At 61.4% G+C, this 23,563-nt stretch carries 24 protein-coding genes; all 24 read right to left on the bottom strand.

Going from position 1 to position 23,563, the window contains the following annotated elements; genetic code table 11:
* Positions 1-86 precede the first annotated feature (86 nt).
* Positions 87-1,550: a UDP-N-acetylmuramoyl-L-alanyl-D-glutamate--2,6-diaminopimelate ligase gene (locus tag B5G40_RS00945; protein WP_087398557.1), complete on the bottom strand. Its 1,464-nt coding sequence runs from the start codon at positions 1,548-1,550 to the stop codon at positions 87-89.
* Positions 1,551-1,586: 36 nt separating this feature from the next.
* Positions 1,587-4,022: a penicillin-binding transpeptidase domain-containing protein gene (locus tag B5G40_RS00940; protein ID WP_087398556.1), complete on the bottom strand. Its 2,436-nt coding sequence runs from the start codon at positions 4,020-4,022 to the stop codon at positions 1,587-1,589.
* Between the two features lie 194 nt (positions 4,023-4,216).
* Positions 4,217-4,756: a hypothetical protein gene (locus tag B5G40_RS00935; protein ID WP_242959101.1), complete on the bottom strand. Its 540-nt coding sequence runs from the start codon at positions 4,754-4,756 to the stop codon at positions 4,217-4,219.
* Positions 4,757-4,804: 48 nt separating this feature from the next.
* On the bottom strand, positions 4,805-5,755 hold the full coding sequence (gene rsmH, locus B5G40_RS00930; RefSeq protein ID WP_087398468.1) for a 16S rRNA (cytosine(1402)-N(4))-methyltransferase RsmH: 951 nt from the start codon (positions 5,753-5,755) through the stop codon (positions 4,805-4,807).
* Position 5,756: 1 nt separating this feature from the next.
* Positions 5,757-6,173 (bottom strand): division/cell wall cluster transcriptional repressor MraZ, encoded by a 417-nt coding sequence (gene mraZ / locus B5G40_RS00925; protein WP_087188155.1) that lies wholly within the window; start codon positions 6,171-6,173, stop codon positions 5,757-5,759.
* A gap of 327 nt (positions 6,174-6,500) precedes the next feature.
* Positions 6,501-7,010 (bottom strand): hypothetical protein, encoded by a 510-nt coding sequence (locus tag B5G40_RS00920; RefSeq protein WP_087188111.1) that lies wholly within the window; start codon positions 7,008-7,010, stop codon positions 6,501-6,503.
* Entirely contained in the window at positions 7,010-7,507 is a 498-nt protein-coding gene (gene coaD, locus B5G40_RS00915; RefSeq protein WP_087272105.1) for a pantetheine-phosphate adenylyltransferase, read from the bottom strand. Before coaD ends, B5G40_RS00920 begins: the two co-directional genes overlap by 1 nt.
* 7 nt (positions 7,508-7,514) lie before the next feature.
* A complete protein-coding gene (gene rsmD, locus B5G40_RS00910) occupies positions 7,515-8,072 on the bottom strand; it encodes a 16S rRNA (guanine(966)-N(2))-methyltransferase RsmD (RefSeq protein ID WP_087188109.1) in 558 nt (185 codons plus the stop codon).
* On the bottom strand, positions 8,069-9,907 hold the full coding sequence (uvrC, locus tag B5G40_RS00905; protein WP_087398467.1) for an excinuclease ABC subunit UvrC: 1,839 nt from the start codon (positions 9,905-9,907) through the stop codon (positions 8,069-8,071). Before uvrC ends, rsmD begins: the two co-directional genes overlap by 4 nt.
* Before the next feature lie 242 nt (positions 9,908-10,149).
* Positions 10,150-10,998, bottom strand: coding sequence for a VanW family protein (locus B5G40_RS00900; RefSeq protein WP_087398466.1), 849 nt, complete (start codon positions 10,996-10,998; stop codon positions 10,150-10,152).
* Positions 10,999-11,063: 65 nt separating this feature from the next.
* A complete protein-coding gene (locus B5G40_RS00895; protein WP_007495691.1) occupies positions 11,064-11,327 on the bottom strand; it encodes an HPr family phosphocarrier protein in 264 nt (87 codons plus the stop codon).
* 305 nt (positions 11,328-11,632) lie between these two features.
* Positions 11,633-14,005, bottom strand: coding sequence for an endonuclease MutS2 (locus B5G40_RS00890; RefSeq protein WP_087398465.1), 2,373 nt, complete (start codon positions 14,003-14,005; stop codon positions 11,633-11,635).
* Positions 14,006-14,062: 57 nt separating this feature from the next.
* The gene (locus B5G40_RS00885) at positions 14,063-14,926 is read right to left on the bottom strand and encodes a PhzF family phenazine biosynthesis protein (RefSeq protein WP_087398464.1); all 864 of its coding nucleotides are present in this window, start codon (positions 14,924-14,926) and stop codon (positions 14,063-14,065) included.
* A 1-nt stretch (position 14,927) separates the two neighbouring features.
* On the bottom strand, positions 14,928-15,683 hold the full coding sequence (gene recO / locus B5G40_RS00880; RefSeq protein WP_087398463.1) for a DNA repair protein RecO: 756 nt from the start codon (positions 15,681-15,683) through the stop codon (positions 14,928-14,930).
* Positions 15,684-15,914: 231 nt separating this feature from the next.
* The gene (locus B5G40_RS00875; protein WP_087398462.1) at positions 15,915-16,439 is read right to left on the bottom strand and encodes a S41 family peptidase; all 525 of its coding nucleotides are present in this window, start codon (positions 16,437-16,439) and stop codon (positions 15,915-15,917) included.
* 292 nt (positions 16,440-16,731) lie between these two features.
* Positions 16,732-17,625, bottom strand: coding sequence for a GTPase Era (gene era, locus B5G40_RS00870; protein ID WP_087334516.1), 894 nt, complete (start codon positions 17,623-17,625; stop codon positions 16,732-16,734).
* Positions 17,626-17,650: 25 nt separating this feature from the next.
* A complete protein-coding gene (locus B5G40_RS00865) occupies positions 17,651-17,866 on the bottom strand; it encodes a hypothetical protein (protein ID WP_087269465.1) in 216 nt (71 codons plus the stop codon).
* Positions 17,859-18,356, bottom strand: coding sequence for an rRNA maturation RNase YbeY (ybeY, locus tag B5G40_RS00860; RefSeq protein ID WP_087398461.1), 498 nt, complete (start codon positions 18,354-18,356; stop codon positions 17,859-17,861). The genes B5G40_RS00865 and ybeY overlap by 8 nt, the downstream gene beginning before the upstream one ends.
* Positions 18,353-19,333, bottom strand: a complete 981-nt coding sequence (locus B5G40_RS00855) for a PhoH family protein (protein ID WP_087389214.1) — start codon at positions 19,331-19,333, stop codon at positions 18,353-18,355. The genes ybeY and B5G40_RS00855 overlap by 4 nt, the downstream gene beginning before the upstream one ends.
* Positions 19,330-20,559, bottom strand: coding sequence for a sporulation protein YqfD (locus B5G40_RS00850; protein ID WP_087398460.1), 1,230 nt, complete (start codon positions 20,557-20,559; stop codon positions 19,330-19,332). Before B5G40_RS00850 ends, B5G40_RS00855 begins: the two co-directional genes overlap by 4 nt.
* A gap of 16 nt (positions 20,560-20,575) precedes the next feature.
* Positions 20,576-20,857 carry a YabP/YqfC family sporulation protein gene (locus B5G40_RS00845; protein ID WP_087188098.1) on the bottom strand — a complete coding sequence of 94 codons (282 nt, stop codon included), beginning with the start codon at positions 20,855-20,857 and terminating at the stop codon, positions 20,576-20,578.
* Positions 20,858-20,957: 100 nt separating this feature from the next.
* Positions 20,958-21,830, bottom strand: coding sequence for a radical SAM protein (locus tag B5G40_RS00840; RefSeq protein WP_087398459.1), 873 nt, complete (start codon positions 21,828-21,830; stop codon positions 20,958-20,960).
* A gap of 30 nt (positions 21,831-21,860) precedes the next feature.
* Entirely contained in the window at positions 21,861-22,436 is a 576-nt protein-coding gene (locus B5G40_RS00835) for a thymidine kinase (protein ID WP_087398458.1), read from the bottom strand.
* Positions 22,406-23,476, bottom strand: a complete 1,071-nt coding sequence (mutY, locus tag B5G40_RS00830) for an A/G-specific adenine glycosylase (protein WP_087398457.1) — start codon at positions 23,474-23,476, stop codon at positions 22,406-22,408. Before mutY ends, B5G40_RS00835 begins: the two co-directional genes overlap by 31 nt.
* Positions 23,477-23,563: the final 87 nt, after the last annotated feature.

The following is a 23,563-nucleotide window of genomic DNA, read 5'->3' as shown; positions in this document are numbered from 1 at the left end:
CCTCCAAAGCCTCTTAAAGCTCAAATTTTGTCCGTTCCAAATGGACCAACGTGGTATTCTATCACAGACTGTCCCTGGTTTCCACTCTAAAATGCAACAAAGTTCTGCTTCTCTCCGGCAAAAAAGGCAGCCACTTCCTCCCGCTCATCCAGATGGTGCTGCACGCCGTCGATCTCCTGGTAGGTCTCATGTCCTTTACCCGCCAGTACCACCGTATCCCCAGCCTGGGCAAGGGAGAGGGCCAGGGCAATGGCCCGCCGCCGGTCTGGTTCCACATGGCGCTGGGCTCCGGTGCCCTCCATCCCCTTCAGGATGTCCTGAATAATGGCCTGGGGCTCCTCGGTGCGGGGGTTATCGGAGGTAACCACTGCTACATCGGCCAGCTGCCCGGCGATGGCTCCCATCTGGGGACGCTTGGACCGGTCCCGGTCACCGCCGCAGCCAAACAGACAGATCACCCGGCCTTTGGTAAAGTCTCGGACGGTGGTAAGAATGTTCTCCAGAGCATCCGGGGTATGGGCATAGTCAATGAGCACTGTGTAGTCCGCCGGTACCGGCACCACCTCAATGCGGCCCTTTACTCCCTTGGCATTGGCCAGAGAGGAGGCAATCTGACCCAGAGGCAGACCCAGGGTCAGGCCACAGGCAATGACGCCCAGGGCGTTGTAGATGGTAAAGCCGCCGGGAATAGGCAGGCGGACCCGGGCAATGGCGTCCATGGTCACTGCCTCAAACTCCACCCGGTCTGGGAAAAGCCGCAGATTCTTGGCGGTGAGATCGGCCTCATCCCGGCTCTCGGAATAGGTAAAGGCAGGACAGGGAACATTCCCTGCATAGTACCGCCCGGCCTCATCGTCTAGGTTAAGTACCGCTGTACCGCACTGGTGAAACAGCAGGCCCTTGGCCTGCCGGTAGGCCTCCATGGTTTTGTGGAAGTCCAGATGATCCTGAGTCAGATTGGTGAAGATACCAGCCCGAAAGGAGATGCCGTCCAGACGATGAAGCACCAGGGCGTGGGAGGAGGCCTCCATCACCACATGGCTGCATCCGGCATCCGCCATCTCCCGCAGCAGCTTCTGTACCTCCCAGGACTCCGGGGTGGTGTGGTGGGCAGGCAAAGCCTCCTGGCCAATCATATTCTGGTTGGTGCCGATAAGGCCGACTTTCGCCCCCAGCACCCCCTCCAGCATGGCTTTCAGCAGATAGGTGGTGGTGGTCTTGCCGTTGGTACCGGTAACAGCCAGCACCGTCAGTTCCTCCGCAGGATGTCCAAACCAGTTGGCGGACACCGCGGCCAGGGCCGCCCGTGGGTTCTCCGTTACCAGCCACGGGCCCTCTTCCGCCGGCGGGCGGCGGCACAAGATGGCCGCCGCCCCCTGATCCAGCGCCTGCTGGATGTACTTGTGGCCGTCGGTCTTGTAGCCCGGCAGGGCCACGAAGAGGCAGCCGGAAATCATATCTCGGGTGTCATAGCAGATGCCTGAAATTTCCACATCCTGGATGTGACGGGCCGTTAGTTTCACACCCGCCAACACTTCATTCAGTTTCATGCTCACACCCCGCTTTCTCCCCACAGGGGAAGGTAATTACAGGCCCGCGCCGCTGGCCGTGGAGTCGGTAAAGCGCACCTCAATGGTGGTGCCCCGGTCCACGCTGGTGCCCGCCTGGACGGACTGCTCATAGGCCACCACAGTGGAACCGAACTCAGAGGCGCCGCTGGCCTTCAGGTAGAGGCCCTGGGCGGACAGCTTCGCCTTGGCCTGCTCTACGTTCAGGCCGATGACGCTGGGCACCTGGACCTGGTCGGTGGGAACTTCGGCGCCCATATAGACCACCACTTCGCTGCCGCCGGGGATGGAGGCTCCCTTGGCCGGGATCTGGCCGGTGACGGTGTCGCCGTCGCCCACCACCCGGATGGACAGATTATTCTTCTTCAGGGATGTGGTGGCGTCGGCCAGATTCAGGCCGGTCAGGTTGGGTACCATCACATCGGCGGTGGCAGAGTAGCTCTTCTCCACACCCAGATAGTCCAGAATCTTTTCCATCAGCTCGCCAGCCTTGAGGGCAGCCATATTACCGCCGCTGATGTACCAGTTGTCCGCCGTATAGTTGGAGCCGGGGCTCACCGGCTTGGGGCTGTCGTAAGCCAGCAGGATGACCACCTGGGGATCGTCCGCCGGGGCGAAGCCCAGGAAGGAGACGATGGTGTGGTCGTCGCCCTTCAGGGTCTGAGAGGAACCGGTCTTACCGCCGATGCGGTAGCCCTCCACGGCGGCGTTCTTACCGGTACCGCCGTCCACCACCTTTTCCAGGATGGCCCGGCACCGCTCGCTGGTCTGCTCGCTGATGACCTGCCGCACTTCGGTGGGCTCGGTGTGCTGGAGTACGTTGCCGTCGGCGTCGGTGATCTGGCTCACCACATAGGGCTGCATCAGGTGGCCGCCGTTGACCACGGCAGAGGCGGCGGTGATGAGCTGCAGGGGGGTAACCTGGAAACGCTGGCCGAAAGAGGCCACTGCCAGGTCTACATTGGTAAAATCGTCCCGGCTCCAAATCACGCCGGTGGTCTCACCCTGCATATCGATTCCGGTCTTTTCCAGGAAGCCGAAGTCCTCCAGATAGTCGTAGAACTTCTCCGCTCCCAGCCGCTTGCCGATCTCGATAAAGGCAGGGTTACAGGAGTTGGCCACCGCTTGGGCCAGGTCCTGGTCACCGTGGCCATCGCGCTTGGAACAGCGGATGGGGTCACCGTTCCACCCATCTACCTGGGCCACACCGCTGCAGTAGAAGTGGTCGCTCTCACTGATCACGCCCTCCTCCAGGGCGGCAGCCAGCACGATGGACTTGAAGGTGGAACCGGGCTCATAGGAGCTGGTTACCGCCTTGTTGGCCCACTGGCTGTAAAGGACCTCCTTCTCCGCCTCCTGGACGGCCGCGTCGTAGGCCTCCTGAGCGGTGGCGCCCTCAGCCAGCGCCTTCGTATAGGCCTCCTCCTTGGTGTATCCGCCGCTCTTGATGTCCTCCAGATACTGGAGAAGCACCGGGTCGCTGACAGTCCAGGGATCGTTCAGATCAAAGGTGGGGGAGTTGGCCCAACCCAGGATGGCCCCAGTGTTGGGGTCCATTACCAGGCAGAAGGCACCGTCTTGTATATCGAACTGCTCCACACCCTCCTGGAGGATACTCTCACAGTAGGACTGAATGGTGGCGTCGATGGTGAGGGTCAGATTGTTGCCGTCGGTGGCGTCGTAGTAGTCCTCAAAGCGGTAGAGCAGCTCGGTGCCCACACCGTCCTTGGCGGTGACCACCCGGCCGGTCTGACCGGACAGTTCCTCTTCGAACTGGGCCTCCAGGCCGTAGGCGCCCACATTGTCGGTATTGGGGTTGACCCAGCCCACCACATGGGCTGCCAGGCTTCCCTTGGGGTAGTAACGCTTGCTGGTGGGCATCAGGTAGATGCCATGGGACAGGTGGTTCTCGGTGATAAACTCCTGTACCGCCTCCGATTCCTCTGGCTCCACCCGGTATTTGATGATCTCATACTGGGAGTTCTTGTTCTCCAGATGCTTCATCACATCCTCAACTTCCAGGTTCAGGATGGACGCCAGGTTCTCCGCCACAAACTGGTCGGTAGGCTCCGGATAGTCGGGCAGCGTGCCGCCATTCTCCTGAGCGTCCTCCACCTTCTCCCGATAGGTCTCCTGGGTCTCCAGCAGATCCTTGGGGGAGAGCTGCACATTGTACACCGTGGCGCTCATGGCCAGCACGGCCCCCTGGCTGTCATAGATGGTGCCCCGGTTGGCGGTAACGGTGCTGTCTCTGGTTTGCTGCTGCACCGCCAGTTCCTGATAGTAATCATGCTGACTGATCTGGATTTGCCACAGCTTGAAGAACAGCGGGATAAATGCCACCAGTCCAAACAGCACCATCAGGAACAGGCTGCGGATCAGAATGGTGCGGTTGGCCCGCCGGTCCGGCTTCTGCCGGATGATTCGAGTGCCTTTCTTTCTTTTTTCTGCCATTTCCGGCTCACCTCGCTTGGGATCATACAGCACTTGTATGCTGCTCCACGGCTTGAAATACCGCAGGAGGGCGTAAGAAAATTTCTTTTCTTACGCCCTCTCTCTCACTTACACTTGCTTGCTGACTTGTTCTTGCCGACGTCTCAGGAACGCCCGCTCTCTTTTCTGCCCGCTGATGCAGTATATGGCGCTGATCAACTGAAATATTCCACAATCTCCGTAAAGATGGAATGCATACTCTCCACGGCCCCCTCCACACCGGTGGCCTCCTCTTCCTGCTGGAAGTAGGTCACCGAGTCAGGCTCGGACAGGTCCACGTAGATGATCTGACCATTCTGGGGCTTGACCATGGCGCCGCTGTCGGTCAGGTTCTGCTCGATGCTCTCCAGATCGTAGGCCAGCTCATACTGGGCCCGCAGCTTGGCCTCCTCCGTCTTCAGGCCGGTCAGATCAGACCGCAGGCTTACCACCTGATCGGAGATCACCGCCAGCTGTACATAGCTGAACAGCAGCAGCACCGCGAAAACCAGTACCGCCAGGAAACCCACCACGGCAAAGGGAGAGACGATACCCGCCTCCCGTACCCGAACCTTGGGACGGACCACCGCACGTTCCCGGGGCCGGACCAGCGGACGGGGACGCAGGACCTCTTCCTGCTCCAGCTGCCGGGCTGCGGAGCCGTCATACATGGGGAAAGGGATGGTATCATATTTGGAATATTTTCTGCGCTTCACGGCAGTTGCCATGGCTGCTCCACTCCATTCTCATTTGTAAATCTGCCGTTATCTCTCTCTCAGCTTCTCCGCCACCCGCAATTTGGCGCTGCGGGCACGGGGATTCTCTTCCAGTTCTTCCGGAACGGATACAATGGGCTTCCGGGTAATCAATTTAATCTGAGGCTTTTTCCCGCACACACAAACCGGGAAATCGGGGGGACAGGTGCATCCTTTTGCATACTCCGCCAGGCCGTTCTTCACGATCCGGTCCTCCAGAGAGTGGAATGAGATTACCGCCAGCCGGCCGCCGGGGTTGAGGCGGGGCACTGCGGAGCGTACCATTTTGTCCACCGAGCCCAGCTCGTCGTTGACCGCGATGCGGATAGCCTGAAAAGACCGCTTGGCAGGGTGCTGCTTCTCCCGCAGGGCGGAGGCGGGCATAGCCCCCTTGATGATGTCCACCAGTTCCAGGGTGGTCTCCACCGGCTTTTTCTCCCGGGCACGCACAATGGCTCCCGCAATGGCGGAGGAATAGCGCTCCTCGCCGTACTGCCACAGAATGCGCCGCAGTTCCTCCTGAGGCCACTCATTCACCACGATGCGGGCGGTCAGTCCGTCGGACTGGTCCATCCGCATATCCAGCGGCGCGTCCGCCATATAGGAGAAGCCTCTGGAGCCGTCGTCCAGCTGGGGAGAGGACACACCCAGGTCGAAGAGCATTCCGTCCACACCCTCCAGACCCAGCCCGCCCAGAATGGCGTCCAGCTCGCAGAAGTTGCTGTGGACCAGGGTAACCTTGTCCCGCCATTGGGCCAGCCGCTCTTCCGCCGCGTCCAGGGCCGCCTGGTCCCGGTCCACGCAGATCAACCTGCCGCTGGTCAGCTGCTTGACAATCTCCCGGCTGTGGCCTGCCCGGCCCAGGGTGCCGTCCAGATAAATGCCATCCGGCTTGATATTCAGCGCTTCAATACATTCCGCCAGCAGTACCGGCTTGTGAGAAAATCCCGTTTCACTCATCTCAGAACCCCAGCATCTCCATACAGGCGGACATCTTCTCCGGCGTCATTTCTTCCTCTTCCTGGGCCTGCCAGGCATCGGCACTCCAGATCTCGGCCCGATCATTGACGCCGATGATGACCACGTCCTTGTCCAGTCCGGCATACTTCCGCAGCTTCTGGGGAATGACAATGCGGCCCTGACTGTCCAGCTCGCACTTAGCGGCATTGGCAAAGAGGGGACGCATAGCCTTAGACTGGCTCATGGGAAGGGAAGAAAATTTTTCTGTAAACCGGTCCCAGGTGGACTGGGGATAGATGGCCAGACAGGCGTCCACGCCCATAGCCAGATAAAAGGTGACCCCCAGTTCCTCCCGGAGTTTGGCGGGAATGAACAGGCGTCCCTTGCCGTCGATGCTATGCTCGTAGGTACCGGTCACGCCCTTCACTTCCCTCCACTTTGGTGTTTTTGAGCGGGGTTTTCCCCCATTTCGCTCCACCGTCCCCTTCAGTATAAAGGTTCTGTAACGGAATTGCAATAGTTTTTTACTCTTTTTTAACCCCAAAACTCCCTGTTTTTTATACGAAAGTCGTGCTTTTCCGCATCAAAAACATACGTTCGATTCCTTTTCGTTTCCAATCGGCAGCAAAAAGCACCATACCTGGTGGTATGGTGCAAAAAAAATCACAATTTTATCGCATTATGTAAATAGGATAATGGAAAAAAACGGCTCCCCGCCGCAGTGGGGCAGGGAGCCGTTTTGCTGTTATTCGTCGGCCTCAGCATCGTAGGGCTGACGGCTGTTCTGGGGGCTGCTGCCGCCGGCCACCGCCCGGAACCGGGCACGGGACTTCTTGATCTCATCATAGGCCTCGGCCACCGCCTCCTCGGTGCGGCGGAGGGCGTCCTCACAGTAGTCGTTGGCCGCCTTCCGCAGGTCCCGGCTGCGCTCTTCGGCGGTACGCATCATCTCGTTGGCCTTCTGCTTGGTCTGGGCCAGCAGTTCGTTCTCAGACACCATCTGGCGGGCCTGCTCCTCGGCCTGCTTGCGGATGAGCTCGGCCTCCCGCTTGGCGGAATTGATATAGTCGGTACGGGCGGCGATCAGCTTCTTGGCCTCGCTGAGCTCCATGGGGAACTGACCCCGCACTTCATCCAGCAGATCCAGAGCCTTGTCCCGCTCCAGAATGCACTTATCGCTGCTCAGGGGCATATTTTTGGCGTCTTCAATCATCTCATAGAGCATATCCAGTAATTCTTCCACACCGGTGGCCATCAGCGATCCCTCCCGCTTTCGATTTTTTGCCGGACATCCTCGATGATCTCACGGGGGAGAAAGTCCGACAGATCCGCTCCGTAACGGGCCATTTCCTTGACCACGCTGGAGCTGACATAGGTGTACTTGGCGCTGGACGGCAAAAACATGGTCTCCAGCCTGGGATTGAGTTTTCGATTGATGAGGGCCATCTGCAGCTCATTCTCATAATCGGACACCGCCCGCAGACCCTTCACCAGAGTACAGGCCTTCTTCTGCCGGGCGTACTCCGCCAGCAGAGTGGAGGAGCAATCCACCTCCACATTGGGCAGCTTAGTCACCACCTTGCGGATGAGTTCCGTGCGCTCCTCCGGGGTGAAGAGGCCCCGGTTCACCTTCTCCGAGTTCACCAGCACGCAGACGATGAGCCGGTCAAAGCAGACGGCTGCCCGCTTGATAATATTGAGATGCCCCAGCGTGATGGGATCAAAGCTGCCGGGGTAGATGGCTGTCTTCATAAGGGCTTCACATCCTGTTGCCGACGGTACGGTGATAGAGGGTGAGTTTGATCTTGCCGTAGCGGTACTCCCGGCCCTTCTCGTAGGGGCCTTCCAGCTCCGGCAGCACCGACTCAGCGGCGCTTTCGCAAACTATTATACCATTTTCCGTCATGATGTCAATCTTGGCGATGGTCTCCAGGGCCTTTTCCAGCATACCGGTGCCGTAAGGCGGGTCCAGGAATACCAGGTCAAATTTCTCCCGGCAGCCGGTGAGAAAGGCCAGATAATCCCCCTGGATCACCTTGGCACTGTCCGCCAGCTTGGTGTGGGCCAAATTCTCCCGCACCACCGCAGCGGCCTCCCGCCGCAGATCCACGAAGGTGCAGAAGGCCGCCCCCCGGGACAGAGCCTCGATGCCCATCTGGCCGGTGCCGGCAAACAGGTCCAGCACCTGCCGGCCCTCAATGTCGAACTGAACGATATTGAAAACCGATTCCTTCACCTTGTCGGTGGTGGGCCGGGTCTCCAGGCCGGGCAGCTCTTTCAGCTTACGACCCCGGGCAATTCCGGTGATCACTCTCATGTGGGTCCTTCCCCTTTCGGATGAAAATAGTCAAATACCGCTTGAGCGGTGTTTTTGGGCACCACCTCCGCCAGCTGGGCCTGGGTGGCTTCCCGGATCTTCTTGATGCTCTTGAAATGCTTAAGCAGGTCGCTCCGCCGCTTCTCCCCCACGCCGGGGATCTGATCCAGCACCGAGCCCTTCACCCGCTGGTTCTGCTGCTGGCGGTGGAACTCGATGGCAAAGCGGTGGGTCTCCTCCTGGATCTGGCCGATGAGGGAGAAAATGGCCTGATTGCCCTGGATACCGATCTCCCTTCCCTCCGGCGTCACCAGGGCCCGGGTACGGTGGCGGTCGTCCTTCACCATGCCAAAGATGGGGATGGACAGTCCCAACATCTCCAGCACCTTCACCGCCACATTGGCGTGATTGACGCCGCCGTCGATGAGCAGCAGGTCAGGCTTGTCCGCAAATTTCTCGTCCCCTTCCAGGTAGCGCTTGAACCGCCTTGTCAGCACCTGCTCCATGGAGGCGTAGTCGTCGGGGCCATCCATATCCTTCAGCTTGAAATGGCGGTAATCCCGCTTTAAGGGCCGGGCGTTCACATACACCACCATGGAGGCCACGATATCGTCGGCGCCCTGGTTGGAGATATCGTAGGACTCGATGCGCCGGGGCGGAGCCTCCAGGTCCAGCATCTTCCCCAGCAGCTCCATCAGCTTGCTCTGCCGCTCCTCCCGAGTGGTCCAGCGCTCCACTTCCTCCACCGCGTTCTTGTTGGCCAGACGGATCAGGTCCATCTTGGCGCCCCGCTGGGGGGTCACCAACTCCACCTTGCGGCCTGCGTCCTCGGACAGCATCCGCATCAGAGGCACTTCGTCCTCCAGCTCACAGGGCAGCAGGATCTGCCGGGGCAGGTTTCCCCGGCCTCCATAGTATTGCCGCACCAGGGCGGACAAAATGTCCGCTGTTTCCTCCTCCAGGGGGGTATCGATCAGGTCCCAATCCTTGGCGGCCAGCTCGCCCTCCACAAAGTGGAGCACCACAAAGCAGCTCTTGGTGGCCTCTCCCTTGTGGAAGCCCACCACGTCGGTGTCGGCCAGGGAACCGGCCACCACCTTCTGCCGCTTGCCCAGCAGCTCGATGGCCTTATAGCGGTCCCGCAGCTCGGCGGCCTTTTCAAAGCGCAGCTCCTCGGCGGCCAGTTCCATCTCCGCCTTCAGCTCGTCCCCTACCTCCTGAAACTTGCCCTCCAGCAGGCGGACGGCCTGGTCGATGGCCTCCCGGTAGCGGCTCTGATCCATGTCCTTCCGGCAGTAGCCGTCGCACTGGCCCATGTGGTAGTTGAGGCAGGGCCGCTCCTTGCCGATGTCCCTGGGAAACTTTTTGTTACAGGAGGGCAGGCGCAAGGCCACCCGCAGGGCGTCGATGATGTTCTGGGTGTTGCCCCGGCTGCCGTAGGGACCGAAGTACCGGGCCCCATCCTCCGCCGCCCTGTTGGCCAGGGAGAACTTGGGGTACTCCTCCTTCACCGTCAGCCGGATGTAGGGGTAGCCCTTGTCGTCCTTGAGCAGGATGTTGTACCGAGGCTGGTGGCGCTTGATGAGGGAATTTTCCAGCACCAGAGCCTCAAACTCGGAGTCAGCCACAATGACGTCAAAGTGGTCGATCTGGCTCACCATGGCCCGGGTTTTTTCGGTGTGGGAGGCCAGGTTGGCAAAGTATTGGCTCACCCGGTTCTTCAAGGCCTTGGCCTTGCCCACGTAGATGACCACATTTTTGGCGTCCTGCATGATATACACGCCCGGCTTCAGCGGCAGGGCATGGGCTTTTTCTTTTAACTCGTCAAAGGTCATACTAGAAGCTACAGACCCTCCTCTCTGCCAGACTTATGATGCCCTGCCGCCGGGAGCATCAGCGACCCGGCGCTCTGCGCCGTTCGAGCGTTTGGCCACAGACCAAACCTCGCTGCAGGGGCAATTCACTTGCCCCGAGGATGTGAAATCATCCCCTGGGGGGTCCCCAAAAGGGCTCTGCGATTTTGGGGGAATGGGGCATGGGCCTTTTCTTTCCGTTCATCCAGGGTCATAGAGGTGCGTCATGCCCTCCTTTCTGCCGTGGTCTCCGGGGTGTTGCCGGGCAGCATGGGGTCATACATCATCATGGCATGGTTTTCCACAAGGAAATCATCCGCCAACAGCTCCCCGTCCTTAGAGAAGCACCGGCGGTACAGGGTATTGTGCCGGGTAAAGCCGCCCCAATACTCACCCTGGATATAGTGCTCCCTTTCGTATACCTCATACCTGCGGTCACAGGGAACATCGGCCCGCCACTCCCCCTCCAGGTGGGTATCAGTGAGGCGTAGGATAAGCCGCCAGGTGTGCTCTGTATCATTGCGCACCATCAGGTCCATGTAATTATAAAAGCAGGTGGCTCCGCTGCCGAAGGGCTGGGTACGGCTGCAATCGGGAAAGACATCGTAGCCATGCCGCCACCGCTCCGTCACCGTCAGGGGCGTATGGAGGGTCATCCAGTAGAGCAGATTGGTCATCTGACACATACCGCCCCCCACGCCGGCGGCCACCTGGCCGTTACGCAGGACCATCCCCTCCACATAGCCCTTTCGTCGGGTGGGCTTCCCCACCGCCCGCCAGAAGGACAGAGTCTCCCCAGGCAGGAGGGTCAGCCCATCCAGCTTGACCAGCGCCAATCGGAGATTGGTGATCTTATTGCGCTGGAGCGCCATCTCCTCCCCCCGCAGCGGACGGAACAGGGGCGTACTGTGTTCCATCCACAGGTGGGGCAGGTCCAGTTCCGGCCTGAAACGGGCAAAGCGCAGCCTGCCGGTATGCCAGAAGGCACGACGCCGCAAGCAGAACAGGGTCACACCCAGGCGCAAGCGCCAGCCGCTTCTGCTCCGGGGCCTGGGCGTTACGGACAGTTTCATGACTCCACCCCCACTATCAAAAAAAGCGCCGCAGATGCGGCGCTTTTTTCTCTCGCTTTGGTCGCTTACTCAGAGAAGTTGGAGGAGATCAGCTCGATGAGAGCCTCCACAGCTTCCTTCTCGTCGGGGCCGTCTGCAATGAGGTTAATGGAAGTCCCCTTGACGATTCCCAGAGAAAGCACACCCAGCAGGCTCTTGGCATTGACTCTCCGCTCGTCCTTCTCCACCCAAATAGAGCTCTTGAACTCATTGGCCTTCTGGATGAAGAACGTAGCCGGTCTGGCGTGCAGGCCGACCTGGTTGTTCACAACTGCCTCTTTCATATACATAGCGTTTCCCCCCAAGATGCATTCGCATACTTCGTATAATAGGATAGCAAATTTATCCCAAACCGTCAATGACAAAATGCACAAAATCCGTGCAAGAATCTGTTTTGAATGACGAACCCTCTGGTTTTATTTCCGAATCAGAACGAAAACTCCATCACCGCAGCTCGGCGATGGTCACACCGTCCTCACGGCGCGGAGGCTTTCTGCGGAAAGCCTGTCGCTTCGCTCCAAAGCCGCGCCTCGCGGGCGGGCACCAGTTCCCCCCGCGTGCCCCCCTCCGCTCTCCGAGGGGACGTAGGGCTGTTCTATCTCAGTTCGGCAATGGTTACACCATCCTCCCCTTCGCCGTAGCGGCCGGGGCGGAAGGACTTCACATAGCGGCTGCGCTTGAGGTGCTCCCGCACCGCCTTGCGCACCGCACCGGTACCCTTGCCGTGGATGATGCGCACCTCGTTGAGCCGTCCCAGCACCGCGTTGTCCAGGAACAGGTCCAAGGCACCGATGGCCTCGTCGGTCATCATGCCCCGTAGGTCTACCTCGGGAGAGGCTCCCAGGGAGCGCAGCTTGTGCTCCGCCCGGGCCACCACCTTCTTGGCGGCCTTGATGCTCTCCCCTTCCACAACCCGGACCTCGTCCTGCTTGGCAGTGATCTTCAGGATACCGGCCTGAAGCTGGAGGGAGCCATCCTTGTTGACGGAGAGCACGGTAGCCTGGGTGCCCATCTTCACCAGCTCCACTGTATCGCCAGCCTGGGCCGGACGGGTGGGTGGGGGCACGGGGGCCTCAGGCCGCTGGCCCAGCTTGCCTTCGGCCTCGTTGAGCCGGTGGCGCAGACCTGCCCGCTCGTCGTTGATCTTCTGCCAGTCCTCTTCCTTCCGCTGGCGGCGGCGCATCTCATTAAGTTCCTTGAACACCTGGTCTGCGGTGTCCCTGGCCTCGTCCAGAATAGCCCGGGCCTCCGCCTGGGCCTTCTCCACCGCCTTCTGCCGCTGGGCATCCATCTGGGCCTTGTACTCCCGGGAGGCCTTGGCGGTCTCCTCCATCTCCCGGCGGAGCTTGGCTGCGGCCTCCTTCTCCTTCTCCATCTCCTGGCGCTGTTCGTCCAGCTGGGTGAGCACATCCTCAAAGCGGACGTTCTCCGCGTCAATGCGGGCGGCGGCCTTCTGGATGATGGGCTTGGGCAGGCCCAGCCGCTCAGAGATGGCAAAGGCGTTGGACTTACCGGGGATGCCGATGAGCAGCCGGTAGGTGGGGGCCAGGGAGTCCACGTCGAACTCGCAGGAGGCGTTCTCCACTCCCGGGGTGGTCATGGCGTACACCTTCAGCTCGGCATAGTGGGTGGTGGCGGCCACCAGGGCTCCCATCTCCCGGGCGGACTCGATGATGGCGGCGGCCAGAGCGGCGCCCTCGATGGGGTCGGTACCAGCACCCAGCTCGTCGAAGAGGATGAGGGTGCGGTCATCCGCCTCCTGCAAAATCCCCACAATGTTCACCATATGGGAGGAAAATGTGGACAAATTCTGGGCAATGGACTGCTCGTCACCAATATCGGACAGCACCCGGTCAAACACTTTTACACAGCTGCCGTCCCCCACGGGGATGTGGAGGCCGCACTGGGCCATCAGGGTCAAAAGGCCGATGGTCTTGAGGGTGACCGTCTTACCGCCGGTGTTGGGGCCGGTGATGACCAGAGTATCGAAGTTCTCCCCCAGCATCAGGTCGTTGGCCACCGCCTTGTTGGGGTCCAGCAGGGGGTGGCGGGCCTTCCGCAGATAGAGGCCCTGGTCGGACAGCCGGGGCGCGCCCGCCCGCATCCGGTAGGCCAGCTTGGCCCGTGCAAAGATCACGTCCAGAATGATGAGCAGGTCATAATCCTGGCTGATGTCCTCTTTGTACTGGGCGCACTGGGCAGACAACTCCGCCAGAATGCGCTCGATCTCCTTCTCCTCCTTGGCCTGCAATTCCCGCAGCTCGTTGTTGGCCTTCACCACTCCCATGGGCTCAATGAAGAAGGTGGAGCCGGAGGAGGACACGTCGTGGACCAGGCCGGGCACGTCGTTCTTGTGCTCCGACTTCACCGGCACCACATAGCGGTCGTTGCGCTGGGTGATGATGGACTCCTGGAGGTACTTGGACTGGTTGGAGGAGATCAGCTTGTTCAGAATGTCCCGCACCTTGGAGGCGGTAGCCCGGATGTGCCGCCGGATGGAGGCCAGCTCAGGACTGGCGGCATCGGCAATCTCGTCCTCCCCCACGATGGCCCCGGTGATGCGCTCCTCCAGGAACCGGTTAGAGGTGAGAGAGCGGAACAGGTGGTCGATACAGGTCTTGGCCCGGTCCCCCTCTCCTTCGCCATACTCCTTGGCAGAGCGGGCGGAGCGCAGCACGGCGGCGATGTCCAGCAGCTCCCGGGTGTTGAGGGCGCCCCCCATGTTGGCACGCTGGAGGGAGGCCCCCACCGGACGCACACCGGAGAAGGAGGGCGAGCCCCGCAGAGCAGTCATATTCACTGCGGCGGTGGTCTCGTCCAGGGCCCGCTGCACGTCGTCCACGTCTGTCAGGGGGCGCAGGGCCAGACAGCGGTCCTTGCCCTCCTCGGTCACCGCCTGCTCGGCCAGCTTCTCCAGCACCCGGGGCAGTTCCAGAGTTTGAATGGATTTTTCAAATAAATCGGTCATGTAGGTTCTCCAAATTGCATGATATCCAGAGGCGGGCCAGTGTCCCGCCCCTGTGGGTTATCCCATCAGTTCACATTTCAGGGTAATGAGAGCCCGTCCTCCCACCCGCACCTTCACACTACCGTTATCCTCGGTGATGCGACTCAGGATCTCAGAGGGCTTGCCCATCTTCTCTCCCTGCACAAAACGGTTATCCGCCCCGGCCTGGATCAGTCCCCGGCGGAACAGGTAGTAGGTCAGGGCTCCGTTGGAGGTGCCGGTGGCCGCCTCCTCCGGGATGGCGTACAGGGGGGCGAAATTGCGGCAGTGGGCGGCGGCGTCCGGGGTGTGGGGGCAGAACATATGCACCCCCACCACGTTGTAGTGCTCCGACAGACGGGTGACCTCCGCCTCATTCTGCACCGCCTTATCTAGGGTCGCCAGATCACGCACCGGCAGCAGGATATCCATCAGCCCTGTACTCACTGCCTGGGGCTCCAGCCCCTCCGGCCGGTCGGCCAAAGACAGGCCATAGGCAGCATACAGCGCCCCCTGCTCCTCCTCTGAGAAGGTGGGACCGTCGGTGGGGGGCGCCATATCCATCCACACCGCGTCGTCCCCCACCCCGATCTCCAGGTCACCGGAGCGGGTATGGAGGGCATAATCTCCGGGAACAATGGCCCCGGTATCCCGCAGGACGGTGAAAGCGGCGATGGTGGCGTGGCCGCACAGGTCCACCTCCTCAGCGGGGGTGAAGTAGCGGATATGGAAGGCCTTGTCCCCGGTCCGGCGGACAAAGGCTGTCTCGGAATGCTTCAATTCCCCGGCCAGGGCACGCATCAGGGATTCCTCCGGGAAGTCTCCCTCCCCCAGGAGAGCCACGCCGGCCTGGTTGCCGGAAAAGCGCACGGTGGTAAAGGCGTCTGCCACATACAGTTCCATGTTACATCCCCGCTTTCAGTTCATGATAAAAATCCAGGGTACGGAATCCCCGGTCCAGCTGGGTGCGCAGGAAGCCCTCACACACCCGGGCCAGGCAGTCCAGCCCCCCTTGGTCCAGTTGAAAGGAGAACAGCCGCTTGGGATCGCCGTAGAGAATGTGCCGCAGGGCGGACAAGGTTCCCTCCGTCAGGGGCAGGGAAGTGCCCTCCCCCACCTCGCTTTTGCAGGAGGCACAGTGGAGCACGCCCTCCGCCAGGTTCAGCATGGGCTTTTCCGGGTCAGGCCTGCCGCATACCGCGCAGGCATCGACAAGAGGCTCATAGCCCTCCAGGGCCATGAGCTTCATCTCATAGGCCGCCTTCACCAGAGCCTGGGGCTTGTTCAGCTTGTCCAGAGCGTGAAGGCTGTTCAGAATGAGGGACATGGCGGCCGGATCGGGCCGTCCCTCCACCGCCACCGCCTCCATCACCTCGGCAAAGTAGGAGCCCAAAGCCAGCAGCTCCACGTCGGATTTGACGTGCCAAAACTGCCGGATGGACTCGGCCTCGTTGAGGGTAATCCGGTCCTGATAGGCAAAGAGGGTCATGTCGGAGTAGACCAGCAGCTGGGCGGAAGCCGCCAGGGGACTGTTTTTCTTCCGGCAGCCTCTGGCCTTTACAGTGCGCTTGCCCCCCTCGGCGGTAAGGACGGTAAGGATCTTGTCGGACTCCTTGTAATTGACCTCCCGCAGCACCAGGCCCTGCGTGGCAATGTGCATCTCCGTCCCTCCCCCGTTGCTTGTAGCTGCATTATACCATGGCCACAAGCCATTCCGGCTTGTGCGCCGCAGAGCGGCGGAAAACCGGCACCGCCGGTTTTGGCCATGGTGTAACATCAACAGCAGGCATTTTGCCCGCAAAATGCCTGGATACGATGGTATCCTGCCGCACACTGTGCGGCAACTGTTGATATTATACCATTGGGGGATGGCGGACGCAAGCGGCCCCCGTCAGGGGTTCAGGCCGTAATACTCGCACAGCCGGGATACCGCCTCCAGGGCCTCCTGAGGCGGCACCCACAGGTCGGGCTGAAACCCGGTCTCCTCCCTATTGCCGTCAGGCGTCAGCATCAGACTGGTGCCAAAGAAGACGCTCAGGCCGGAATGGGGCAGACAATAGGTCTGGTTGTTGGTCATCAGGGTGGCCCCGCAGGTGTTGCTGCCCACAAAGACCACGTGTTCCAGGGTACGCAGATCCCCCACAAACCATTCACCCGCTGAAGCTGTGGCATAATCGGTCAGGCAGAAGATCACACTATCCTGCTCCACCCAGGCCCCGTCCGTTTTCTGAATCACAGGTTCCCCCGGCTCCTCCGGCACTGGATAGCCCAGGGCCTCCATATAGCCGTTCAGGGGGGACCAGCGGATAATAGTGCTCTGGCAGGGGCTGGGAGCGGCTCCGGCAAAGCCCTCAAACCACCGCCGGGCAAAGGCGGGCTGTCCTCCGACGTTGCCCCGCAGGTCGATGACAAACACCGGTAAATCCCGGTCAGCGCATCAGGATATGAATAGGCGGTCAGATCGGGGGCCGTCCCTTGGATCACGCTGGTTTTGTGCTGCTCATCTACCTGAGAGAGAAAAGCGTCCCACGCTCCCTGCTTCTGTTCCGTCTCCGAGGGGCCGCAGGCGGATAGAAAGGCCAGTCCGGCGGCAAGACACGCCGCTCCCGCCCTCTGCATCCATTTCATAAGCGATGCCTTCTTTTTATCGGTTGGTAAAAGAGTGTTCCGGTCCAAGCCGGAACACTCTTCTTCATACGCGGCAGCCGTTACTCGTCCCGGTAGCCGAAATTATGGATGAGATTCAGGTTGTCCCGCCATCCCTCCTTGACCTTCACCCAGGTCTGGAGGAACACCTTGGTGCCCATAAAGGCCTCAATGTCGGTACGGGCCAGGGTGGAGATCTTCTTGAGCATGGCGCCTCCCTTGCCGATGATGATGCCCTTGTGGCTGGCCTTCTCGCAGTAGATGGTGGCGTCCAGGTCGATGATCTCGTTGTCCCGCTCGGAGAAGCGGGTGATCTCCACGGCGGTGCCGTGGGGGATCTCCTTGTCCAGGCAGAGCAGCAGCTTCTCCCGGATGATCTCGGCGCACACCTGCCGCTCGGGCTGGTCGGTGACCATGTCGTCAGGGAAGAGCTGGGGGCCTTCAGGCAGGAACTCTGCCAGCAGGTCCAGCAGCTCGTTTACGCCCTCGTTCTGCTTGGCGGAGATGGGCAGGATGGCGTTGAAGTCGTGGGCCTGGCCGTAGGTCTGCATGACGGCCAGCAGGGCCTCCTTCTCCACGGTGTCCATCTTGTTGATGACCAGGATGGAGGGCACGCCCAACTGCTTGATGCGGGCGATGAGCTCGGCCTCGGGGCCACCGATGTGAGGGATGGGCTCCACCAGCAGCAGGATGGCGTCCACGTCGGCCACGCTCTCCTTGACTACCTTCACCATGTAGTCGCCCAGCCGGGTACGGGCCTTATGGAGGCCGGGAGTGTCCAGGAAAACGTACTGGCACTCTCCCCGGTTGACCACGGCGCTGATGCGGTTGCGGGTGGTCTGGGGCTTGTTGGAGACAATGGCGATCTTTTCACCCACCAGGGCGTTGGTCAGGGTGGACTTGCCCACGTTGGGCCGGCCCACGATGCTGATCATTCCAGATTTTTTAATTTCCATAGGTGATCCTCAACTTTCTTGAGCGTTATTTCGTATTTTCCCAGTCGTTCCGTCTCTCTTTCAGCGCCTCATACAGCCCCCAGGCGCAGCCGGCCACAATACCCGGCAGCGCAAAGAGCACTCCGCAGGCCACAATCGTTATGGCGTTTTCCACCATGCTGCCCAGCGCCATGCACAGCAGGATGCAGATGCCGATGGAGATGGCCCCGCCGGCGGCGGCATACCGTCCAACCTTACCCATCCTGTCCCTCCCGGCCAATGCCCAGCCGCCCCAGGATGATCTCCTCACGCTCTCTCATTTGGGCCTTCATGGGGCCCTCATCCATATGGTCGTACCCCAGCAGGTGGAGCACCGAGTGGACAGCCAGATAGGCCACCTCCCGGCGGGTACCGTGGCCGAACTCCTCCCCCTGGGCGCGGGCCCGCTCCAGGGAGATCACCATATCCCCCAGAGGCACCAGATTGCTGCCGGGGTCGGCGTCCTCCCCGGCAGGAATTTCTCCGGGTTGGAAATCGAACATGGGAAAACTGAGCACGTCGGTGGGCCTGTCCACTTCCCGCTGTTCCAGGTTGATTTGGCGGATGCCCTCGTCATTGGTAAGCAGCACGTCCACCTCGCAGGGCACATCCACCCTCTGGGCGTCCAGAGCGGCGGGGATCACCTGCCGCAGCAGGTCGGCATACTCCTCCGCCCCGTCTACCTCGGTCTCAATGATGATCTCGTGGTTCATGCCTTCCGGCCCTCCTTTTTGGCCCGGCGGTTCTCGTCGGCCTCATAGGCCTTGATGATCCGCTGGACAATGACGTGACGCACCACGTCGGACTCGTTCAGGCGGCAGATGGCGATATCCTCCACCCCGTCCAGCACCCGCATGGCCTCCTTCAGGCCGGACACAGTGTCGCGGGGCAGGTCGATTTGGGTGATGTCGCCGGTGATGACGATCTTGGAACCGAAGCCCAGGCGGGTCAAAAACATCTTCATCTGCTCCCGGCTGGTGTTCTGGGCCTCGTCCAGGATAATGAAGGAGTCATCCAGGGTGCGGCCTCTCATATAGGCCAGGGGAGCCACCTCGATGTTGCCCCGCTCCAGGTACTTCTGGTAGGTCTCGGGCCCCAGCATCTCAAAGAGGGCGTCGTATAGGGGCCGCAGGTAGGGGTCTACCTTGCTCTGCAAATCGCCGGGCAGGAAGCCCAGCCGCTCGCCCGCCTCCACGGCGGGCCGGGTCAGGATGATGCGGTTGACCTGCTTGTCCCGGAAGGCGGCTACGGCGGCGGCCACCGCCAGATAGGTCTTGCCGGTGCCCGCCGGGCCGATGCCCAGGGTAATGGTATTTTTCTTGATGGCATCCACATACCGCTTCTGGCCCAGGGTCTTGGCCTTGATGGGCTTTCCCTTGGCGGTGACGCACAGGACGTCCCGGGCGATGTCGTTGATGTGGGACTCATTGCCCGCCTTTACCAGATTGATGATGTAGCGCACGTTCTGTTCGGTGATGGTCTCCTTCCGCCCGGCCAGGCCCAGCAGGCCCTCGATGGCCTTGACGGCGTGCATCACATTTTCCGCCTCGCCGGACACCTTCAGCTGGTCGTCCCGGCTCACCACCGTTACATTTAGCTCGTGCTCCACCAGCTTGATATTCTCGTCAAAAGAGCCAAAGACGTCTACCACGTCCTCCATCCGCTCGATATTGATGGTCTGTTCTATCATGGATCGGCCTCGTTTTCTTGTGTAGTGGAATCGGGCACAAATGTCCCGATCTCTTCCCGGCACTCTGCCTGGAGGGTCACGGTCAGCATCCCGTTCTCCGTCTCCACGGCAAACTCCGTGCTGACGATCTCTCCCTCCCCCACCGCCTCTTCCAGCGCCTCCAGCAGGCGCTCTTTCAGCATGGCCTCCGCCGCGTCCGGCTCCACGGCCAGCGTCTCCAGTTCATAGGCCCGGCAGGTCTCCCGCTGGACGGCCAGGGGCATCTCCTCGCCGCCGGGCAGGGTCAGGGTCCAGGTATGGCTTATTTTATCATACCTGTCGAAAGAAATTCCACCCTTTCCAAAAAAATCGGTCCGGCGGCCCAGAGCGGTGACCGACCACCGGTTGGCCTCCTCCCCGGTGTACCGCTTCACCTGAGCCTCCAGGGGCAGCTGGGCCGCCATGGTGCGCCAGGTCCGGGCGTACACCCGACCGGAAGCCCGCACCTGTATCTGCCCGATCTCCGGCTTATCGCTGTAGGCCGGGCCTTCCAGGTGGACAGTGCCTGAGATCAGGGTCTCTCCCTCCAGCACCGTATCCCCCACCTTCACCACCGCCTCGCCGGTGAGGGCCTCCACACGGGTTACAATGCCGGAAGCCCGGGCCACCACACTGCCATACTCCTGGGCGTCCACCAGTTCGGGCGCCTCCACCGCCTCCCGCACCAGCACTTCCGCCCGGGTGCCGTACAGATTGATGGACAGCCAGGACAGCTGGGGCAGCTGGAGCAGCACCTTGTTGCCCACCGTCCGCTCATCCAAACCGGGGCCGAAGGTACCGATACCCAACCCCTGCCGCCTCAGTTCGGTGAGGATCTGGGCGGTGGGCACATTGGTGTTACCCTTTACCTCGATGGTGAGCACAAAGGAGGACAGAACGCACACCGCCGCCATGGACAGGCCCATCCCCACCCAGAAGGCATAGCGCTTCCTGAACCGGGCCAGGAAGTAGGGCATCCCCTTCCGCCCGGCGGGAGTGACGATACACAGCGTCCGTTCCCCCAGGGCGGCGGCCTGGCGGCTGCCCCGGCGGGTGACGGTGAGCCGCAGGCGGGTGGTCTCCATCCACTCCACATTCCAGAACAAAATACCCCGCTGAGCGCACAGGTTGAGGAACCGTTCAGGAAAGGCCCCCTCCACCTCCAGACGTACACTCCCCCGCAGGGCATTCACCAGCCGCAGCAGCATCCTTCCACCTCCTTTTTCAGGTCAGATCCACCCCGTCGATCTCGCCGGTGATGAGCAGCTGGCTGGCGTTCATGGATTTCAGTTCCAGATTGCTGCCCCGCACCTTGATGACCAGCTTGCCGCCGGAGATGTGGATCTCCTGGCTGCCATAGGCCAGGATGCCCTTGTGGTTTTCCATCCGCAGCTCCCGGCTGCCGGTGAGCTCCACCCTGGGCAGGCCGGCCACCACGTCCCCGGGCAGGTCCAGCACCTCTGCCGTCTTTTCCAGCAGACCGGGCCGTTTTCGGTCTCGTTCCATGGCCTCCACCCCCTCCGACCTATGCTTATGCGGGGTGGTTGTCCCATTTGACAGGAAAAGGGCGGGCCAGCGGCCCGCCCCAGAATGGGATATGCAGTTTTTACACGCCGGTCAGGTCAAAGGGCGGAATATATTCCGCCTGGGCGGCCTCCGCCCCCTGGGCAAAGCCCTCCAGTCCCAGATCCGCCATGTAGGCCTCCGCCGCCCGCACCTCCGAGGGGCGCACCCGGCGGTTGATCTCCGGATAATCCGCCGCACGGCCCCAGGGAATGTACTGGCTCATAAGGGAGAAGAGTACCTCTCCCGGCTCAAAATGCTCCGCCACCCAGTCCATCACCCGCTTGGCCTCGGCCAGCTTGCCGGGCAGCAGCAGGTGGCGGATGACCACCCCCTGCTTCAGCAGCCCGTCCTCATACCGAACGGGGCCGGTCTGGCGAAACATCTCCAAGATGGCCGCCTCCGCCGCCTCTGGATAGTCCGGGGCATCGGAGTAGCGTCCGGCATAGTCGCCGGTGCGGTATTTATAGTCGGGCAAGTAGATCTGGACCTTGCCCTCCAGGGCCTTCAGCGTTTCCACCCGGTCGTAGCCGCCGGAGTTCCACACCACTGGCACCGGCAGAGGCTCGGCCAGCGCCGAGCGCACCACATGGGCGTAGTGGGTGGGGTTCACCAGATTGATGTTGTGGGCCCCCTGATCGATGAGCTCAAAGAAGATAGCCCGCAGCCGGCCCACCGTGATAGGCTTTCCGAAGTCCCGGTGGCTGATCTGCTCATTCTGGCAGAACACGCACCCCAGGGAGCAGCCGGAGAAAAACACGGTGCCCGACCCCTTTGTACCGGAGATGGGGGGCTCCTCCCACATATGGAGGGCCGCCCGGGCCACCACCGGGGCTTCTGGCATCCGACAGCGGCCCTCACCCCGGTCGGCCGTACGCACCGCCCCGCACTTCCGGGGGCAGAGATTACAGATCATTTCAATGGTTCCTTTCCGCTTTCCTGGGACTTATTTCTGCTTGGGGCCCAGGTTGCCCTCTTTCCAGTGCTTGCGGCACAGGCCGATGTACCGGTCGTTGGCCCCCAGCACCACCTGCTCGCCTTCCTTAAGCACATTGCCATGCTCGTCGAAACGGGCGTTGCACAGGGCCTTCTTGCCGCACCAGCAGATGGTCTTAACCTCCTCGATCACGTCGGCGCTGGCCAGCAGCTCCGCCGAGCCGGGGAACAGGTCCCCCTTGAAGTCGGCACGCAGGCCGTAGCAGATCACCGGGATATTCCAGTCGTCCACCAGGTCGGTGAGGTAGCGCACCTCATCCCGGCTGAGGAACTGGGCCTCATCCACGATAATGCAGGCGTAGGGCTTCAGCTCCCGGGGGGTCATCTCCATCAGGTCAGAAAAATAGATGCAGTCGTGGCTCAGGCCCGCCCGGGAGGCCACGAACCGGGCCCCGTCCCGCTGATCGATGGCAGGCTTCACCAGCAGGGCATCCTGGCCCCGCTCCTCATAGTTGTAGCGCACCATCAGGGCGTTGGCGGTCTTGCTGGAGCCCATCACTCCATACCGGAAATACAGCTTTGCCATGGTTCCTCTCCTTCTCCTTTAAGCCGCCCCTCCACCGCAGGTTTGAAAGCCTGAAAGGCGTTGGGCACAGCATAATCCCGGTCCAGTTCCTCCAGAGTGGCCCACACCCAGCCCTCAGGCAGGGTATCGCCGGCCGTCTGGACCAGCACGGCCTTCATATGCCACTCGATATGGGTAAAAATGTGCTTGCCTGACGGCCCCTGCTCCAGGGAGAGGGCCTCCACCGGACAGGGGGCGGGGGAGAGCTCGTTGGGGTACTCCCACAGTCCCGCCAGCAGGCCCCGGCTCTTCCGCCGCCGAAGGGCCACCGCCCCATCCCGGAAGATGAGGAACACCGTCCGCTCCTCCACTCGCCGGGCCTTCTTGGCCGCCTTCACCGGCAGTTCCCCGGTGCGCTCCGTCAAACGGGCCACGCAGAACTCTTTGGCCGGGCACTGGTCGCACAGGGGGGCGCCGTTGGGCAGGCACACGGTGGCACCCAGCTCCATCAGGGCCTGGTTAAAGTCCCCGGGGGCATCCACCGGCATGACCCGCTTCAGAGCCGCTCCCATCCGGGCCTTGGTGTCCGGCTTCATGATGTCCCCGTCGTCCCCGGTGATGCGGGCTACCACCCGCAGCACATTGCCGTCCACCGCCGGTTCGGGGATGCCGAAGGCGATGGAGGAGATGGCCCCGGCGGTGTAGTCCCCAATGCCCGCCAGGGCGTGGATGGCCTCATAGGTATCGGGAAAGACGCCGCCGTGATCCTCCATGATCTGGCGGGCCGCCTTTTGCAGGTTGCGGGCCCGGTTGTAGTAGCCCAGCCCCTGCCACAGCTTCATGAGCCGATCCTCCTCCACCGCCGCCAGATCCGCCACAGTGGGCAGTTCCGCCAGAAAGCGTCGGTAGTAGTCCAGCACCGCCGCCACCCGGGTCTGCTGGAGCATGATCTCGCTGATCCATACATGGTAGGGGGTGGGGTCGCTGCGCCAGGGCAGCACCCGGGCATTTTCCCGATACCATTGCAGCAGCGGGATGGGAAGCAGTTCCAGGGGTTCCAAAGGCATACCTCCAAAGTCTGATCGTTATCCCGCTCATTATATAATGGCCGCCCTCCTTTTTCAATTCCCACGGTTCTACAAAATTTT

Origin of the sequence: Flavonifractor sp. An9, from assembly GCF_002161245.1 — a bacterium.
In the GTDB taxonomy this organism is placed as follows: Bacteria; Bacillota; Clostridia; order Oscillospirales; family Oscillospiraceae; genus Flavonifractor; species Flavonifractor avicola.
The sequence above is the reverse complement of the archived record's forward strand: the minus strand, read 5'-3'. Positions and strand labels throughout refer to the sequence as shown.

Excerpts from the sequence above, each read along its gene's own strand:
- B5G40_RS00895 (WP_007495691.1), bottom strand. The coding sequence starts at position 11,327 with ATGTATATGAAAGAGGCAGTTGTGAACAACCAGGTCGGCCTGCACGCC.
- coaD (WP_087272105.1), bottom strand. The coding sequence starts at position 7,507 with ATGAAGACAGCCATCTACCCCGGCAGCTTTGATCCCATCACGCTGGGG.
- B5G40_RS00885 (WP_087398464.1), bottom strand. The coding sequence starts at position 14,926 with ATGGAACTGTATGTGGCAGACGCCTTTACCACCGTGCGCTTTTCCGGC.
- B5G40_RS00835 (WP_087398458.1), bottom strand. The coding sequence starts at position 22,436 with ATGGCAAAGCTGTATTTCCGGTATGGAGTGATGGGCTCCAGCAAGACC.
- B5G40_RS00940 (WP_087398556.1), bottom strand. The coding sequence starts at position 4,022 with ATGGCAGAAAAAAGAAAGAAAGGCACTCGAATCATCCGGCAGAAGCCG.
- recO (WP_087398463.1), bottom strand. The coding sequence starts at position 15,683 with ATGCACATTGCCACGCAGGGCCTGGTGCTGCGGGAGGTCAATTACAAG.
- B5G40_RS00840 (WP_087398459.1), bottom strand. The coding sequence starts at position 21,830 with ATGATCTGTAATCTCTGCCCCCGGAAGTGCGGGGCGGTGCGTACGGCC.
- ybeY (WP_087398461.1), bottom strand. The coding sequence starts at position 18,356 with ATGAACCACGAGATCATCATTGAGACCGAGGTAGACGGGGCGGAGGAG.
- rsmD (WP_087188109.1), bottom strand. The coding sequence starts at position 8,072 with ATGAGAGTGATCACCGGAATTGCCCGGGGTCGTAAGCTGAAAGAGCTG.
- B5G40_RS00900 (WP_087398466.1), bottom strand. The coding sequence starts at position 10,998 with ATGAAACTGTCCGTAACGCCCAGGCCCCGGAGCAGAAGCGGCTGGCGC.
- B5G40_RS00890 (WP_087398465.1), bottom strand. The coding sequence starts at position 14,005 with ATGACCGATTTATTTGAAAAATCCATTCAAACTCTGGAACTGCCCCGG.
- B5G40_RS00945 (WP_087398557.1), bottom strand. The coding sequence starts at position 1,550 with ATGAAACTGAATGAAGTGTTGGCGGGTGTGAAACTAACGGCCCGTCAC.
- B5G40_RS00855 (WP_087389214.1), bottom strand. The coding sequence starts at position 19,333 with ATGATAGAACAGACCATCAATATCGAGCGGATGGAGGACGTGGTAGAC.
- B5G40_RS00865 (WP_087269465.1), bottom strand. The coding sequence starts at position 17,866 with ATGGGTAAGGTTGGACGGTATGCCGCCGCCGGCGGGGCCATCTCCATC.
- uvrC (WP_087398467.1), bottom strand. The coding sequence starts at position 9,907 with ATGACCTTTGACGAGTTAAAAGAAAAAGCCCATGCCCTGCCGCTGAAG.
- era (WP_087334516.1), bottom strand. The coding sequence starts at position 17,625 with ATGGAAATTAAAAAATCTGGAATGATCAGCATCGTGGGCCGGCCCAAC.
- B5G40_RS00920 (WP_087188111.1), bottom strand. The coding sequence starts at position 7,010 with ATGGCCACCGGTGTGGAAGAATTACTGGATATGCTCTATGAGATGATT.
- B5G40_RS00845 (WP_087188098.1), bottom strand. The coding sequence starts at position 20,857 with ATGGAACGAGACCGAAAACGGCCCGGTCTGCTGGAAAAGACGGCAGAG.
- B5G40_RS00850 (WP_087398460.1), bottom strand. The coding sequence starts at position 20,559 with ATGCTGCTGCGGCTGGTGAATGCCCTGCGGGGGAGTGTACGTCTGGAG.
- rsmH (WP_087398468.1), bottom strand. The coding sequence starts at position 5,755 with ATGAGTGAAACGGGATTTTCTCACAAGCCGGTACTGCTGGCGGAATGT.